A 15737-nucleotide genomic window follows, 5' to 3' on the forward strand; every position below is an offset into this window, starting at 1 on the left:
TTTCATCGGCAAGACTGGTCGTCGTGAGCAGACGAGCAGAACCCGCGGCCGGAACGCTGTTGCTGTTGGGCGGGCGCAGCGAGATCGGACTCGAGGTCACCACCCGACTCGCTTCGGGGCGAACCGTCGTACTGGCAGCTCGGCGCAGTACCGACCTCGATGCTCAGCAACGACGAGTGGAGCAGGCAGGCGCGGACGCCGTTCACACCGTCGAGTTCGACGCGAACGAGATGGACACTCACGCCGAGCTCCTGAGCCGGGTGGCCGAGCGATACGGCCCGATCGGGATCGTGGTGCTGGCGTTCGGGATCCTCGGTGATCAAGCGCGCGCCGAGGACGACGCGCAGCACGCTCTCGACGTCATCACCACCGACTTCCTGGCTCAGGTCTCGGTGCTGACGCACGCATCGAAGATCCTCCGAGCACAGGGGAGCGGCGACCTGGTCGTGTTCTCTTCGGTCGCGGGGGTTCGAGTGCGACGCGCCAACTACGTGTACGGAGCCGCGAAGGCCGGTCTCGACGGGTTCGCCAGCGGACTGTGCGACTCACTGCACGGCAGCGGAGTGCACCTCCTGCTCGTTCGTCCCGGGTTCGTCATCGGTTCGATGACCGAGGGGATGACCCCGGCACCCATGTCGAGTACGCCGGATCAGGTGGCCGACGGCGTCGTCGCTGCGCTGCGCACGCGTCGGGCCACCGTGTGGATCCCCGGCACACTGCGACCGGTGTTCTTCGCCATGCGTCTACTGCCGCAGTGGCTCTGGCGCAGGATGCCGCGCTGATGGTGGCACCCGTGCCCACTCCGATCGTGGTCGTGGGAATCGGTGCGGACGGCTGGGACGGACTGCCTCTCGCGTCGCGCAGGGCCGTCGAGCAAGCAGATGTGGTGTTCGGCTCCGCGCGCCAGGTCGCTGGAGTACAGGAGCACTGCAGCGAGACCAGGACATGGCCCAGTCCGTTGGTGCCGAATCTGCGGCCGATGATCGACGCCTGCACGGGTTCTCGCGTGTGCGTGCTGGCCAGCGGTGATCCGATGTTCCACGGCATCGGGGTGACGTTGGCGCGGGAGTTCGGTGCCGATCGCTTGCGGGTGTACCCGGCCCCGTCCTCGGTCTCACTGGCGTGCGCTCGCTTGGGCTGGGCGCTGCATCACACCACGACGGTGTCGCTGGTGAACAGCCCGGCCGAGACCGTGTTGCCCGAACTGGCCGACGGCCGCCGGATACTGGTGTTGAGCCGGGGCAGCAGCACTCCAGGTGAGATCGCGGTGGTGTTGTCCGCCAACGGTTTCGGCGCGAGCGAGATGACGGTCCTCGAGCAGCTAGGCGGACCGGCCGAGCGGGTCGCCCGCGGGATCGCCGAAGAGTCGACGTTCGAAGGCGTCGATCCACTCAATGTGGTTGCACTGCTGTGCGTCCGGGATCCCGACGCTGCCCGCCACACCCGCATTCCCGGCCTGGCCGATTCCGCGTACACCGGAGACGGTCAGATGACCAAGCGGGAGGTTCGCGCACTGACGCTCAGCGCGTTGGCACCGGCGCCAGGAGAGCTGTTGTGGGACATCGGGGGCGGATCGGGAACCATCGCCATCGAATGGATGCGGACCGACGAATCCTGTCGTGCAGTGACGTTCGAGAGTTCGCAGGTGCGCCGTGAGCAGATCGAGACCAATGCACGGCTTCTGGGAGTTCCGAGCCTCGTGGTGCATGGCGGCGCCCCGGAGAGTTTCACGGCGGTCTCGAACGCAGACGCTGTTCCCGACGCAGTGTTCATCGGTGGTGGGTTGACCGGTGCCGACATGCTCGAGGGCTGCTGGGACGCGGTGCGGACCGGTGGACGGGTGGTTGCGAATTCGGTGACGGCCGAATCGGATTCGTTGCTGCTGACCGCCGCGGCGAAGTACGGCGGCGAGCTCCGCAGGTTCCAGATCTATCGCGGTGAACCGCTGGGCGCGTTCACGACGTGGAGACCGCAGCTGCCGGTCACGCAATGGAGTGTGACCAAACGGTGAAGGTCCTGATTCTCGGTGGTACGACGGAGTCGAGGGCACTTGCGGCCGCTCTGGACACGGTGCACGGGATAGAGACGATGACCTCACTGGCCGGCCGGGTCGCCGAGCCGATGTTGCCCGTCGGCGAGACTCGAATCGGCGGATTCGGAGGTCCGGATGCCCTTGCAGTGTGGCTGCGAGACAACGCAATCGACGTGGTGGTGGACGCGACGCACCCGTTCGCCTCCACCATCGCCGCACACGCCGAGCAGGCCACTCGGGCAACGTCGGTCGCGCTCCTGGTGCTGACGCGGCCACCGTGGACCGCGGGCGAGGGTGATCGATGGACCTCGGTTGCCTCACTGCCCGACGCGGCGTCGGCGATCTCCCCCGGCAGCCGGGTATTCCTCACGACAGGCAGGCAGGGTGTTCACCATTTCGCGAGTGTCGATCACTCGTGGTTTCTGGTGCGGGCGATCGACCCTCCGACCGGTGCGGTGCCGCCGCACATGACACTGCAACTGAGCCGTGGCCCCTTCGACGTCGACCACGAGTCGATGATGCTGGCAGACAACCGAATCGACCTGCTGATCACCAAGAACAGCGGCGGCGACATGACGCGAGCCAAGCTCGATGCCGCCCGAGCGGCATCGATTCCGGTGATAGTGGTCGACCGTCCCACGCGAACCGGCTCGGCACCGACGGTGTTCGACGTCGCAGCCGCCGTGGACTGGTTGACGGATCGCTAAGAACTGCCTGCCGACGGATAACGCCTGGAGGTGAACACCTTCGGCCCGCTTCCCGTCTCGACCACCGTCGTCATCGACGATCCGATGATGAGCAGGCATCGCATGTCGATCGACTCGGGGTCGAGTTCGCCCAGCGCCACGGTGCGAACGGATTCCTGCGGGCTGCCCACCGCGCGTCCGATGACCACGGGGGTCTGTGGCGAACGATGCTCGAGCAGAATCTCTTTCGTTGCCGCAACCTGCCAGGTCCGCGACTTCGAAGCGGGGTTGTAGATCGCGATCGCCATATCGGCTCCGGCGACCGCCGAGAGCCGCGCTGCGACGACGTTCCAGGGCTTGAGGCGGTCGGACAGAGAGATGACGGCGTAGTCGTGTCCGAGTGGTGCGCCCACCCGACTGGCGACGGCGTTGGCTGCCGTCATCCCGGGCACCACCCGCACCGGGACCGAGCTCCACTGCTCCTCGGCCGCGACCTCGATGACCGCGGTTGCCATCGCGAACACACCGGGATCGCCCGAGGAGACCACGGCGACGCGGTGACCCTGTTTGGCGAGATCGAGAGCGAACGCCGCACGTTCCGACTCGACCTTGTTGTCGCTCGCGTGCCGGATCTGACCGGAGCGCTGCGGTACCCGATCGATGTAGGTGACATAGCCGACCAGATCGGTGGCGGCGGCGAGTTCGGCGCGCACTTCGTCCGTCGTCCATGCGTCGTCCCCGGGTCCGAGGCCGACGACCACCACTTCACCGGCGCAAGTAGGTGTTTCGGTTCGATTGGAGGGACTCGGTACGACGATCATCGAGAAGTAGGGAACGTTGTCTGCGTCGACGGCGTCGAGCACCCGCTGCTCGGGTGTGCTGGCCCGTTCCACGTAGCGCGCTTCACTCAGCCGACCGGAACGTTCCAGGGCCTCGAGCACCGTCGGGTAGGTCCGGCCCAGTTTCATGATGACGGCCGCGTCGGTGCCGCGCAGTCGCCGCGTGAGCTCGTCTGCCGGGAGCGTGCCGGGCAACACGGTGAACACCTCGTCGCGCTCCACGAGCGGGGTGGCCAACGCAGCCGAGGCGGCACTGACCGAGGTCACGCCCGGCACGATCTCGACCTCGAAGCGGTCGGCCAAACGCTTGTGCATGTGCATGTAGGAGCTGTAGAACAGCGGATCACCCTCGGCGAGAAGCACTACGGAGCGTCCCGCGTCCAGATGGGCCGCCAGCCGCGACGCGGCGGACTCGTAGAACTCGTCGATCGCACCCTGATATCCACCGGGGTGCGCCGTGGTCTCGGTGGTCACCGGATAGACCAGATGTTCCTCCAGTTGCCCGTCCCGCATGTACCCGGCTGCCAGGCCGCGGGAGATGCTGCGACCGTGCTGTGCACTGTGGAAAGCAACCACATCGGCCTCGGCGATGACGCGAGCGGCCTTGACGGTCAACAACTCCGGATCGCCGGGACCGACTCCGACTCCCCACAGTTTTCCGGTGCCGGTCATTCTTGTTCGCTCGCAATGGCATTGACGGCGGCCACGGTGATAGGGCTGCCACCACGCCTACCGCGGACTACCAGGTACTCGACGCCGAGGCCCGCGGCGATCAGATCTTCCTTCGACTCCGCTGCCCCGATGAATCCGACCGGGCCGCCGACGATCGCTGCGGGTTTCGGTGCCCCTGCCTCGAGCATCTCCATCAGGTGGAACAGTGCGGTCGGAGCGTTTCCGATGGCGACGACGGCACCGCCGAGCTTGTCGCCCCACAACTCCAGCGCGGCAGCGGTTCTCGTGGTGTTCATACTCCGAGCCAAATCCGGTACCCGAGGATCGGACAGGGTGCACAGCACCTCGTTGTCGGCCGGAAGACGGCGACGAGTGATGCCGGCAGCGACCATGTTGGCGTCGCACAGAATCGGCGCGCCCGAGTTCAGTGCCGCGCGAGCGGAGGTCACGACTGCTGGGGTGTAGCCGATGGTCTCGGTCAGATCGATCTCTCCGACCGCGTGAATCATGCGCACGACGACCTGTGCGACGTCCGGTGCGAATCGAGACAGGTCTGCTTCGGCTCGGATGGTCGCGAACGATTGTCGGTAGATCTCCGCGCCGTCGCGGACGTAGTCGTGCATGCGTGTCACGATAGGGGAGAGGGGCCCCTCGGCCGGAAGCCGGTCTGGGTCCCCTCACTCGACGCGGTAGCCGATTCCCGTTGCGATGACGTCGGTCACCTCGCCCTTGGGTCGTCCGCAACGCCGTTCGCACCCGGACCAGTGTTGCCGTTCGTCGCGCGGGGTCATCCGGGCATCGACCGCGGCGGAGAGGTCGGCTCGTACGTCGGCCAACGACTTCTCGCACCCCGGCGATCCGGTGCAGGCGCTCACTCGAATCCACGGCGATGCCGCGTCGAAGATCAGTCCCATCGGGGCGAGCACGCGGACGACCTGTTCGGCCGGTTCCTCGTCCAGATCACACACGATCAGCGATCGCCACGGAGTCATGATCAGCGGGCGGTCGATGGCCGCGAGGAACTCCGCGAGCCGCGTCCCGAGAACACCGTTGGCCAGTCCCGCCGCCAGCGCCACCAGGCCGTCGTCCTGATCGAGCCAACCGATCGGTGGCACCTCCACGGGTGCGGGCATCGGCAGGACAGGGCCGGCCGCGAGACCGAGTCGGTCGAGGATCCGGGCCGGGCCGTCGTCCATTTCGGCCACCCGCCACTGGGACTGCCGAAGTTCCACGAAGGCACCCGCGCAGTTCAGCAGCATCGACACGACACTGTCGCGGTCCACGCGCACGCCTCTGTCCCGGCCTGCCAACAGCAGTGCGTACGACCCGTCGGACTGGGCATAGGCACCGAAATCCGGTTCGAGTCCGCACAGGTCGCCCCGGCCGTCGTCGAGCGCGAACAGCGTCCTACCCGGCAGGTGTGCCAGATCGGGTCGTGCACACAGGCCCTCGTCCAGCGCACCGACCAGCGCGCGCACGTCGGTGAGACCTCCCACCCGCCCCGAGAGGGGAGAGGCAAGGATGTTGCGGACACGCTCGTGCGTCGAGGACGGAAGCAGCCCGGCGTCGGCCAACCTGCTCGCCAAGTCGTCCGGGTCCGATACCGCCCGCACCTGCATATTGCCCCGCGAGGTCAGTTCCAACGTGCCATCGCCCAGCTCGGCAGCGGCCTGCGCCAACACCTGCATCTGCCCCGGCAACACGACGCCACCCGGCAGCCGGATTCGTGCCAGCGGCCCGTCCGCCGCCAGATGGGTCGTCAGCGCTCCTGGGCAGCCGTCGGGCACCGACCTCTCTGGCGAACTCATGGTCACCAGGCTACAAGCGCAACGGGTGGCCCCATTCCCCGCTCGCCCCGGTAGCATTCGATGTCCACGGCTCCGGCCGAGAGGAAACCGGCGAGAATCCGGTACGGTCGCGCCACTGTGACGGCCTTCGATCCTTCGGGTCGGGGCTGGAGTCAGACCCTCTCGCCGACGAGTCGAAGAGCAGTTTCCACCGATCATTCGAACCACCGAAGTTCAGGGGCGCGAAACCCCCGAGGAGGGCGTTACCCGTGTTCTTGTTGCTGTCCACGTCGGACACCGATCTGCTCAGCGCCCGTGCGAGCGGAGCCGACTTCGCCTGGGGCAACCCTTCCCGGCTGCTCGCCGCGGACATTCCGGCGATGGCCGAGTCGGCCGAGTTGATCATCGTGCGCATCCTGGGGTCTCGTCGATCCTGGGAGTCGGGGATCGACGCCGTCCTCGCCACCGGACTGCCCGTCGTCGTACTCGGCGGCGAGCAGGCACCCGACGCCGACCTGATGGAGATCTCGACGGTCCCCGCGAACGTCGCCGCGCAGGCGCACAACTATCTGGCCGAAGGTGGGTCCGACAACCTGCGTCAGCTGTACAACTTTCTCTCCGACACCGTGTTGCTGACCGGGCACGGTTTCGACGCCCCACGACACCTCCCGACGTGGGGTCACCTCGAGCGACACTCCGCCGCGAGCTCCGACGGTCCGACGGTGGCCATCCTCTACTACCGCGCCCAACATCTGGCCGGTAACACCACGTACATCGACGCTCTCGCCACCGCGGTCGAGAACGCCGGTGCCACCGCGCTCCCGATCTACTGCGCGTCGCTGCGCACCGCGGAAGCCGACCTGCTCGACACGCTGAAGTCGGCGGATGCCCTGATCGTCACCGTTCTCGCCGCGGGAGGCACCAAACCGGCCGGAGCGTCGGCAGGCGGGGACGACGAGGCCTGGGACGTCGCCGAACTCGCTGCCCTCGACGTCCCGATCCTCCAGGGACTGTGTCTGACGAGTTCGCGCGCGACGTGGTCCGAGAACGACGACGGACTCTCCCCGCTGGACGTGGCCACGCAAGTCGCCGTCCCGGAGTTCGACGGCCGGCTCATCACGGTTCCGTTCTCGTTCAAGGAGATCGACGACGACGGGTTGACCACGTACGTTCCGGACCACGAGCGTGCTGCTCGGGTGGCGGGCATCGCGGTGCGGCACGCCCGGCTGCGGCATATTCCCGCTGCCGACCGCCGCATCGCGCTGATGTTCTCGGCCTATCCCACCAAACATGCGCGGATCGGCAACGCCGTCGGTCTCGACACTCCGGCGAGCGCGATCGCGCTGATGTCGGACATGCGCGCCGCCGGCTACGACCTCGGACCGCTCGACGGCCCGGATTCGGTGCCCGGTCTGGCTGCTCGCGACGGTGACGCACTCATTCACGCGTTGATCGCCCGCGGCGGCCAGGATCCCAACTGGCTCACCGACGCCCAACTCGAGGGCAATCCCATTCGCATCTCGGCCGCGCAGTACGGCCGGTGGTTCGAGCAGCTTCCCGCAGATCTGCGCGACGGCGTGATCGAGCACTGGGGCCCGGCGCCGGGCGATCTCTACGTCGATCGGTCTGCCGATCCGGACGGTGAAATCGTCATTGCAGCAATGCAATTCGGCAACGTGGTGATCATGGTGCAGCCACCTCGGGGATTCGGCGAGAAGCCGGTTGCGATCTATCACGACCCGGACCTGCCGCCGAGCCATCACTATCTGGCGGCCTACCGGTGGATCTCGGCCACGCAGGCCGACGGCGGCTTCGGTGCCGACGCCATGGTGCACCTGGGCAAGCACGGGAACCTGGAATGGCTGCCGGGCAAGACACTCGGTATGTCGGCGTCCTGCGGAACCGATGCGGCCCTGGGAGACCTGCCGTTGATCTACCCGTTCCTCGTCAACGATCCGGGGGAGGGCACGCAGGCCAAGCGGCGAGCACACGCCACCCTCGTCGATCACCTGATTCCTCCGATGGCGCGCGCGGAGAGCTACGGCGACATCTCCCGGCTCGAACAACTGCTCGACGAGCACGCGAACATCTCGGCACTCGACCCGGCCAAGCTGCCCGCCATCCGCCAGCAGATCTGGACTCTGATGACTGCGGCGCAGATGCACAAGGACCTCGGGCTCGAGGAGCGTCCCGACGAGGAAGTGTTCGACGACATGCTGCTGAACGTCGACGGGTGGCTGTGCGAGATCAAGGACGTACAGATCCGCGACGGACTGCACATCCTAGGTCAGGAACCCGTCGGAGACGCCGAGGTCGAACTGGTGCTCGCGATGCTCCGAGCTCGGCAGATGTGGGGTGGAGAGCAGACGGTTCCCGGTCTGCGAGAAGCACTGGGGCTCAGCGAGGACGGCGACGAGGACCGTACCCGCGTCGACAGTATCGAGGCCGTGGCCCACGGGTTGGTCGCGGCGATGCAGGCAGCGCAGTGGGATCCCGCAGCTGCCGCACGGGTCGCGGGCGAGCACGGCGGCGTGGTCACACAGATTCTCGAGTTCGCCGCAGCCGAGGTCGTTCCACGTCTGCGCGGGACCTCACGCGAGATCGCCCAGGTACTGCACGCGCTCGACGGTGGGTTCATCGCGGCCGGGCCGAGCGGTTCACCGCTGCGCGGGCTGATCAACGTTCTCCCCACCGGCCGCAATTTCTACTCCGTCGACCCGAAGGCCGTGCCCTCGAAGTTGGCATGGGAGACCGGGCAGGCGATGGCGGAATCACTTCTCGCTCGCTACCGCCAGGATCACGGCGAGTGGCCGAAATCCGTCGGACTGTCGGTGTGGGGAACCTCGGCCATGCGCACCTCCGGCGACGACATCGCAGAAGTGTTCGCCTTGCTGGGGGTCTCGCCGGTGTGGGACGAGGCATCGCGCAGGGTGACGCGGCTCGAGGTGATCGACCTCGTCGAGCTCGGCCGTCCCCGCATCGACGTGACGGTCCGGATCAGCGGCTTCTTCCGCGACGCGTTTCCCCACGTACTCGCTTTGCTCGACGATGCGGTCCGGATGGTCGCCGCGTTGGACGAGCCGGCCGAGCAGAACTACGTGCGAGCCCATGCGCAGGCCGATCTGGCCGAGCACGGCGACGAACGACGTTCCACGACGCGCATTTTCGGATCGAAGCCGGGCACCTACGGTGCCGGATTGCTCCAGCTGATCGACAGCAAGACCTGGCGCAGCGACGACGACCTGGCGCAGGTGTACACCACCTGGGGTGGCTTCGCGTACGGCCGCGGTCTCGACGGCGTACCGGCCTCGGACGACATGCGCACCGCCTACAAGCGCATTGCCGTCGCCGCCAAGAACACCGACACGCGTGAGCACGACATCGCCGATTCCGACGACTACTTCCAGTACCACGGCGGCATGGTCGCGACCGTGCGCGCGTTGACCGGAAAGTCGCCCGAGGCGTACATCGGTGACAGCACACGGCCGGAATCGGTTCGCACGCGCACACTGTCGGAAGAGACCGCACGAGTCTTCCGCGCCCGGGTGGTGAACCCGAAGTGGCTCGACGCCATGCGCAGGCACGGTTACAAGGGCGCGTTCGAGATGGCGGCGACCGTGGACTACCTCTTCGGTTACGACGCGACGACCGACGTGGTGCAGGACTGGATGTACGAGAAGCTGGCCGAGACCTACGTGCTCGACGAGCAGAACAAGAAGTTCATGCAGCAGTCCAATCCGTGGGCCCTGCACGGCATCGCGGAGCGACTGCTCGAGGCGGCCGAACGAAAGATGTGGGCCGAACCGGACAAGCAGGTTCTCGACGGCTTGCGCCAGGTGTATCTGGAAACCGAGGGCGAGCTCGAAGGGGAGTAGCGACGTACTCTGAGCGGTATGGCTGCCACCTTCGAAGACATTGCAAAGGGCAAGTACGTACTGCTGACGACGTTCAAGAAGGACGGCACCGGGGTACCGACCCCACTGTGGGGTGCACTCGACGGGGATCGGCTGCTGGTGTGGACGGTGGCCGATTCGTGGAAGGTCAAACGGATTCGCCGCAACCCCGCAGTCACCCTGGCACCGTGCGACATGCGCGGTAACCCCCAGGGCGACGCGGTCGACGCACGGGCCGAAATACTCGACGCGGACCGGACGGAGAAGGCCCGGGCAGCCATCGCGTCGAAGTACGGAATTCTCGGGTGGCTCACCGTCAAGGGCAGTGTGCTGCGCCGGGGCAAGAGCGGCTCCGTCGGGCTGGCGATCACTGCCGCCAGCTAGCGAAAGTCGGCACCATCGCTCGTATGCGCAGTTCCGAATGCTTCGTGAGGCAGCTTCCCCTGCTGCCGGAATGGAGCACCACGTGCCTATCGCAGTGACCGATTACAACCATGTTCGCCTCACCGTCAGTGACATCGACCGGTCCCGGTCGTTCTACGACTCGGTGTTCGGCTTCGACGTCGCCTACGCCTGGGATCCCGATGCGGACGAAGAGACCAAGAAGGCGCTGTGGTTCCTCTTCGGGGGCGTCATCTACAAGTTCGGCGGCGGTCTGCTCGGGCTGCGCCCGGTCGCACCGAGCGACGACACGTTCGCCGAGGACCGGTGCGGGCTCGATCACCTCAGCTTCACCGTCGACACCCGGGCCGCACTCGAGGATGCCGTGAAGACCCTCGACGAGTTGGGCATTGCGCACGAGGGCATCAAGGACGCGGGCCCCGGCATGTCCATCGTGGAGTTTCGAGACCCCGACAACATCGCCCTCGAGCTGACCGGTCCCGACAAGTAGGCCGGGCAGGAGTGGAGCCTGCAGGAACGACCAGAATTCGACCCTACTGTGCCGCGCTGACCGACGACATGTGAAAGTCGGGAACGCGTAGCGGTGGCATTGCCGTGCGAGTGAACCAGTCCTTCCACTCGCGCGGCAGTGTCGCGTCGGTAGCGCCCGCCTCGGTGACGCGTCGTAGCAGATCCAGCGGGCTTTCGTTGAAGCGAAAGTTGTTCACTCCACCGGTGATTCGACCGTTCTCGATGGCATAGACGCCGTCTCTGGTCAGTCCGGTGAGCAGTAGCGAGGTCGGATCGACCTCACGGATGTACCAGAGCGTCGTCAGGAGCAGCCCGCGTTCGGTGTCGGCAACCATCTTGTCCAGACCGACGTAGGTGCCGCCCGTCAGAACGAGGTTCTCGCCCGGGACCGCGACAGGGGCTCCGAACTTCTGCGCCGCTGCACGTGGGTAGGCCAGGGCGGAGACCGATCCGTCGCGGATCCAGTCGACGCGCTCGATGTCCATGCCGTTGTCGAACACCGACACCGAATCACTAGACGACCCGGCCACCACGAACGGCGCGTACTCGAGTCCGGATGCGTGTGGATCGGAGTACAGGGTGAGCGGCAGGTCGGTGAGTTTCTCGCCGACTCGCGTCCCACCTGCCCGCGAGAGTGCGGTGCGGCCTTCCTGCGCTCCGCGGCCTTCCATGGTCCACATCAGATAGATCATCAGGTCTGCCACCGCCGACGGGGGCAGCACAGTCTCATAGCGACCGGCGGGCAGTTCGATGGTGTTCCGGGCCCAGCCGAGCCGGGTGGACAGCTCCGCCAACATCGTCTCGGCCGACACGTTCCGGAAGTCGGTGGTTCCGGTGCCCACCCAGGCGCTCGCACCGGATCGCTTTCCATTGATCTCGACCGATCCGGTGGGCTGTGTGAAAGTACGACGCACCCCGGTCGAGGTTCCGAGCCAGACGTTGTCGACGGTGTGCTGCGCGAATCCGTACAGCGCGTCCTCACCATCGAATCCGACGTTCAATTCCGTTGCCAGCGAGCCGAACACGTCGACCGACGTATGTTGTGCTCGGCGGTCCCAGTCGTGCGGGTCCGAGACCGACTCGCGAGGCAGCAAGGGCATCGCGTCCTCGGCGGGCTCTGCCGATCGCGCCGCCGCCTCGCTGGCCCGAACCACTGCCTCGATGTCGTCCGGATCGACACTCGTCGACGACACGGTGCCGACTCGAACGGTCGTTCCGCCGGCTCCACTCCTGCCCCGAACGACGTCGGCCTCTCGCACGATCGAGATCACCTCCCAGCGCCGGGAGGTGGCAATTCCGTTGGTGGTCATGGAGTTTCCGGCCCACCGCAGTGTTGCATCGCTGGAGTCGGTGACGATCACGATGGTGTCGTCGACACTCGCGCAGGCGAGTGCACGTTCGATCACGAGCTGCGGCGCGATCATCGACCTGCCTCCGATCGGGTGTTGAGGACGTTGACGCCGCGGAACAACGCGACGGGGCACCCGTGGCTTACGGCGGCCACCTGCCCGGGTTGGGCCTTGCCGCAGTTGAATGCGCCGCCGAGTCGCCACGTGGACGGTCCGCCGAGCAGTTCCATCGAGCCCCAGAATTCGGTGGTCGTCGCCTGGTACGCCACGTCACGCACCTGGCCGTCGAGCACGCCGTTGCGGATTCGGTAGAAGCGTTGGCCGGTGAACTGAAAGTTGTAGCGCTGCATGTCGATCGACCAGGACTTGTCTCCGACGACGTAGATGCCGTCCTCCACCTCGCCGATGACGTCGGCGGTGGAACGATCGACATCGGGGTCGGGCTGCAGCGATACGTTCGCCATCCGCTGGATCGGAACATGATGCGGAGAATCGGCGTACGAACATCCGTTGGACCGCTCCAGACCGAGTTTGGGGGCGAACACTCGATCGAGTTGGTAGCCCACCAGTGTGCCGTCGCGGACCAGGTCCCATCTCTGCGACGCCACTCCGTCGTCGTCCCAACCGATGCTGGCCAGGCCGTTGATCTCGGTCCGGTCGGCGGTGACGTGCATGATGGGCGATCCGTAGCGCAGCGTCCCCAACTGGTCCGGGGTCGCGAACGACGTGCCGGCGTAGGCGGCCTCGTAGCCGATGGCACGGTCGTATTCCGTTGCGTGCCCGATCGACTCGTGAATGGTGAGCCACAGGTTGGTCGGGTCGATCACGAGATCCGTTGGGCCTGCCACGACGGACGGCGCCTTCACCTTCTCGGCCAACCAGTCCGGGATACGGGCCAGCTCGTCGGCCCAGTCCCACGTGCCGTGCTCGCCCAGGTACTCCCAGCCTCGTCCGACGGGTGGCGCGAGGGTGCGCATGGTCTCGAATGCACCGGCGGATCGATCAACCGTGGTGGCCTCGAACTGGGGATGCAGTCGCACCCGCTGCTGCGTGATGCCGCTGCCGGCCAGATCCGCGTAGAACGACTGCTCCTTGACCTGCAGAACCGAGGCGGTGACGTGATCGACGCCGTCCGACGCCGCCAGCCGGGAGGAGTACTCCGCCAGCAGTGCCACCTTCTCGGCGGTGGGTACCTCGAACGGGTCGATGTCGTACTCCGACGTCCACGTCGCATTCGAGTACACCGGCTCGGAGGCGAGTTCGACGCGTTCGCGATTGAGCGTGCGCAGCGCTGTGGCCACCTCGACCGCACTGCGGGCCGTGGCTGCGGCTGCGTCGGTACCGAGTTCGGCGTGCGACGCGAAACCCCAGGTGCCGTCGACCACGACCCGCACGGCGAGCCCGATCTCCCCGGCGTCGATTGCGGATTGAACCGAGCCGTCGCGCAGCGAGATCGACTGAGTCGTCAAGCGCTGCACGCGAACATCGGCATGCGTTGCCCCGGCGGATCGAGCCGTGCTCAGGGCGGCGTCCGCGAGGGCCTGCAGGGGCAGAGCAAGGAAGTCGGCGTCGACCGACCGATCCGATTGTCTCGTCACGCCTGAAGACGCTAGCCGAATTGTTGCCATCCGAGTCGAACGACCATGCCCACGACCACAACCAGCAAGACGATTCTCACGAATCCGGCACCGCGGGCGACCGCCGTCCTGGACCCGAGGACGGCACCGAACACGTTGCACACCGCCATGACTGCTCCGAGTTGCCAGTAGACGCTGCCGGTGACGGCGAAGAAGGCGAGGGCACCGACATTGGACCCGACGTTGATCACCTTGGCCATCGCGGCACTGCGCACGAACTCGGTGCCGAGCATCGTGGCGAAGACGATGATGAGGAACGTTCCGGTGCCGGGCCCGAGAATGCCGTCGTAGAAGCCAATTCCGGCAGCTGCACAACCGATGACGATCAAAACCTTGCGATGGGTCGGCGGCGACGGTGCCGCGGTCAGGCCGATGGTCGGACGGCAGGTGACCAGTACTGCCACACCCACGAGAACCACCATGATGATCGGGATGAACAGCTCGCGGTCGATCAACGACACCGCAGCAGCGCCGGCCGCCGAGGTCACGGCGGCGAGGACGCCGGCCGGAACGAGCACCGCCCAATTCAGCGAAACCTTCCGTGCGAAGGTCACGACGGCGGCGACGGTACCGAATACGGCAGTCGCCTTGTTCGTCGCCAGCGCTGCCTGCTGCGTCAGCTGAGGTGCCACGAGAAGAATCGCCGGCAACAGGATGAGGCCACCTCCGCCCACCACGGCGTCGACCCAACCGGCGGCCGTGGCCGCGACCATCAGCAATCCCCAGTCGGCAGCAGTCATACGGCAAACTCAATCACATGCGTCGATTCAGTCTGTGGCTCCGTGGGCAGCCGTTCGTGGCCGATGCCCTGCTGGCCGTCGGGCTGTTCGTCGTCGACATTCTGGTGTTCGTCAGCTCGGTCGACGGTCTGAACGGGCCGTTGTTCCTGGTCTTCTCGGTCGTGCTGACGATTCCCGTCGCGTGGCGGCGGCGTCTGCCCCGCACGATCGCAGCACTGACTCTCGTCACCACGCTCAGCTCCGACATAGCGGGCAGCCTGGTGGGCGATGCGTACAACGGTCACCCGGCAGCGCTCGCCCTGCCGATCATGCTCTACACGCTGGTCGCGTACGTCGGTCGAGTTCAGGGCGGCGTCTATGCCGCCGCACTCGCCGTGTACACCGCCGCGAACCTGCTTCTGTTCGCCCAACCGGTGTTCACGACACTGCTGTTCAGCGCGCTGATGTACGCCCTGTCGTGGGTTGCGGCGGAATTTCTCGGTGCCCGCCGGGCGTACGACGAAGCGACTCAGGCCCGACTCGTCGTGGCCGAGTACGACAGGGACCGACGCGCCGAAGAGGCCGTGCTCACCGAGCGCACTCGCATTGCACGCGAACTGCACGACGTCATCGCCCACAGCGTCAGTGTCATGGTGGTGCAGGCCGACGGCGCCTCGTACGCCATCAGGCGCAATCCCGATCGCGCAGAGCAGGCCGTGGCCAACATCTCCGCAACGGGCCGTTCGGCATTGGCCGAGCTGCGTCGAACGGTCGCGTTGCTGCGGACCTCGCCCGACTCGGACGACATGCCCCAGTACGGCACCGCCGGTCTGGCCCGTGTCGTGGAGATGATGGGTCGCGCCGGATTGAACGTCGAGCTCGAACAGACCGGAAACCTGGACGACATCAGTCCGGCGATCAGCCTGGGAGTGCACCGGTTGGTGCAGGAATCGCTGACCAACGTCCTCCGCCACGCCGGTCACGCGCCACGCGCTGTCGTCAAGGTGGTTCGCGGAGAAGATGCGGTCACCGTCGAGATCTCCGACAACGGCTCCGGCGCACCACCGTCCGAGGACGGTGGTGGACACGGACTTCTCGGAATGCGCGAGCGAGTAGCGGTGCTTCGAGGCACCCTGCACGCCGGGCGGACGCCGCACGGCAATTGGCTCGTGCGGGCAACGCTGCCGATCGAGTGAGGGCTAGGTTGGGTC

General features: G+C 66.6%; 13 protein-coding genes. 7 read left to right on the forward strand and 6 right to left on the reverse strand.

Annotated features, from left to right (window positions below):
- Positions 1-23: 23 nt before the first annotated feature.
- The 3 genes from R3P93_RS12750 to R3P93_RS12760 are packed head-to-tail and all read left to right on the forward strand — an operon-like array spanning position 24 to position 2739.
- Positions 24-782: an SDR family NAD(P)-dependent oxidoreductase gene (locus R3P93_RS12750; RefSeq protein WP_317533138.1), complete on the forward strand. Its 759-nt coding sequence runs from the start codon at positions 24-26 to the stop codon at positions 780-782.
- Positions 782-2011, forward strand: a complete 1230-nt coding sequence (cbiE, locus tag R3P93_RS12755; protein WP_317533160.1) for a precorrin-6y C5,15-methyltransferase (decarboxylating) subunit CbiE — start codon at positions 782-784, stop codon at positions 2009-2011. The genes R3P93_RS12750 and cbiE overlap by 1 nt, the downstream gene beginning before the upstream one ends.
- Positions 1990-2739 carry a cobalt-precorrin-6A reductase gene (locus tag R3P93_RS12760; protein WP_394855293.1) on the forward strand — a complete coding sequence of 250 codons (750 nt, stop codon included), beginning with the start codon at positions 1990-1992 and terminating at the stop codon, positions 2737-2739. Before cbiE ends, R3P93_RS12760 begins: the two co-directional genes overlap by 22 nt.
- Here the strand turns inward: R3P93_RS12760 and cobJ are convergent.
- From cobJ to cobG, 3 genes are read right to left on the reverse strand one after another with little or no spacing between them, the layout of a single operon-like run.
- Positions 2736-4229, reverse strand: coding sequence for a precorrin-3B C(17)-methyltransferase (gene cobJ / locus R3P93_RS12765; protein WP_317533140.1), 1494 nt, complete (start codon positions 4227-4229; stop codon positions 2736-2738). The genes R3P93_RS12760 and cobJ overlap by 4 nt on opposite strands.
- Entirely contained in the window at positions 4226-4852 is a 627-nt protein-coding gene (locus R3P93_RS12770) for a precorrin-8X methylmutase (RefSeq protein ID WP_068050694.1), read from the reverse strand. The genes cobJ and R3P93_RS12770 overlap by 4 nt, the downstream gene beginning before the upstream one ends.
- 54 nt (positions 4853-4906) lie before the next feature.
- Positions 4907-6037, reverse strand: a complete 1131-nt coding sequence (gene cobG, locus R3P93_RS12775) for a precorrin-3B synthase (RefSeq protein WP_317533141.1) — start codon at positions 6035-6037, stop codon at positions 4907-4909.
- Between the two features lie 248 nt (positions 6038-6285).
- Between cobG and cobN the strand changes: the two genes are divergently transcribed.
- The 3 genes from cobN to R3P93_RS12790 all read left to right on the forward strand — a co-directional run bounded on the left by cobN (position 6286) and on the right by R3P93_RS12790 (position 10801).
- The gene (gene cobN / locus R3P93_RS12780) at positions 6286-9891 is read left to right on the forward strand and encodes a cobaltochelatase subunit CobN (protein WP_317533142.1); all 3606 of its coding nucleotides are present in this window, start codon (positions 6286-6288) and stop codon (positions 9889-9891) included.
- Positions 9892-9909: 18 nt separating this feature from the next.
- On the forward strand, positions 9910-10293 hold the full coding sequence (locus tag R3P93_RS12785; protein WP_317533143.1) for a PPOX class F420-dependent oxidoreductase: 384 nt from the start codon (positions 9910-9912) through the stop codon (positions 10291-10293).
- Positions 10294-10375: 82 nt separating this feature from the next.
- Entirely contained in the window at positions 10376-10801 is a 426-nt protein-coding gene (locus R3P93_RS12790) for a VOC family protein (protein WP_068050614.1), read from the forward strand.
- A gap of 43 nt (positions 10802-10844) precedes the next feature.
- On the opposite strand, the gene R3P93_RS12795 is transcribed toward R3P93_RS12790, so the two are convergent.
- The 3 genes from R3P93_RS12795 to R3P93_RS12805 are packed head-to-tail and all read right to left on the reverse strand — an operon-like array spanning position 10845 to position 14547.
- The gene (locus R3P93_RS12795) at positions 10845-12245 is read right to left on the reverse strand and encodes a metallopeptidase TldD-related protein (protein WP_317533144.1); all 1401 of its coding nucleotides are present in this window, start codon (positions 12243-12245) and stop codon (positions 10845-10847) included.
- Positions 12242-13768, reverse strand: coding sequence for a TldD/PmbA family protein (locus R3P93_RS12800; RefSeq protein WP_317533145.1), 1527 nt, complete (start codon positions 13766-13768; stop codon positions 12242-12244). The genes R3P93_RS12795 and R3P93_RS12800 overlap by 4 nt, the downstream gene beginning before the upstream one ends.
- Positions 13769-13779: 11 nt before the next feature.
- Positions 13780-14547: a TSUP family transporter gene (locus R3P93_RS12805; protein WP_094641790.1), complete on the reverse strand. Its 768-nt coding sequence runs from the start codon at positions 14545-14547 to the stop codon at positions 13780-13782.
- Between the two features lie 17 nt (positions 14548-14564).
- Between R3P93_RS12805 and R3P93_RS12810 the strand changes: the two genes are divergently transcribed.
- Positions 14565-15722 (forward strand): sensor histidine kinase, encoded by a 1158-nt coding sequence (locus R3P93_RS12810; RefSeq protein WP_094641788.1) that lies wholly within the window; start codon positions 14565-14567, stop codon positions 15720-15722.
- Positions 15723-15737: the final 15 nt, after the last annotated feature.

The sequence above is a fragment of the Rhodococcus cerastii genome, from assembly GCF_033042195.1.
In the GTDB taxonomy this organism is placed as follows: Bacteria; Actinomycetota; Actinomycetes; order Mycobacteriales; family Mycobacteriaceae; genus Rhodococcoides.

What these genes read in the sequence shown, in the direction of transcription:
- R3P93_RS12810 (WP_094641788.1), top strand. Translation starts at nt 14,565, where the DNA reads ATGCGTCGATTCAGTCTGTGGCTCCGTGGGCAGCCGTTCGTGGCCGAT.
- R3P93_RS12805 (WP_094641790.1), bottom strand. Translation starts at nt 14,547, where the DNA reads ATGACTGCTGCCGACTGGGGATTGCTGATGGTCGCGGCCACGGCCGCC.
- cobJ (WP_317533140.1), bottom strand. Translation starts at nt 4,229, where the DNA reads ATGACCGGCACCGGAAAACTGTGGGGAGTCGGAGTCGGTCCCGGCGAT.
- cobG (WP_317533141.1), bottom strand. Translation starts at nt 6,037, where the DNA reads ATGAGTTCGCCAGAGAGGTCGGTGCCCGACGGCTGCCCAGGAGCGCTG.
- cbiE (WP_317533160.1), top strand. Translation starts at nt 782, where the DNA reads ATGGTGGCACCCGTGCCCACTCCGATCGTGGTCGTGGGAATCGGTGCG.
- R3P93_RS12770 (WP_068050694.1), bottom strand. Translation starts at nt 4,852, where the DNA reads ATGCACGACTACGTCCGCGACGGCGCGGAGATCTACCGACAATCGTTC.
- R3P93_RS12785 (WP_317533143.1), top strand. Translation starts at nt 9,910, where the DNA reads ATGGCTGCCACCTTCGAAGACATTGCAAAGGGCAAGTACGTACTGCTG.
- R3P93_RS12760 (WP_394855293.1), top strand. Translation starts at nt 1,990, where the DNA reads ATGGAGTGTGACCAAACGGTGAAGGTCCTGATTCTCGGTGGTACGACG.
- R3P93_RS12795 (WP_317533144.1), bottom strand. Translation starts at nt 12,245, where the DNA reads ATGATCGCGCCGCAGCTCGTGATCGAACGTGCACTCGCCTGCGCGAGT.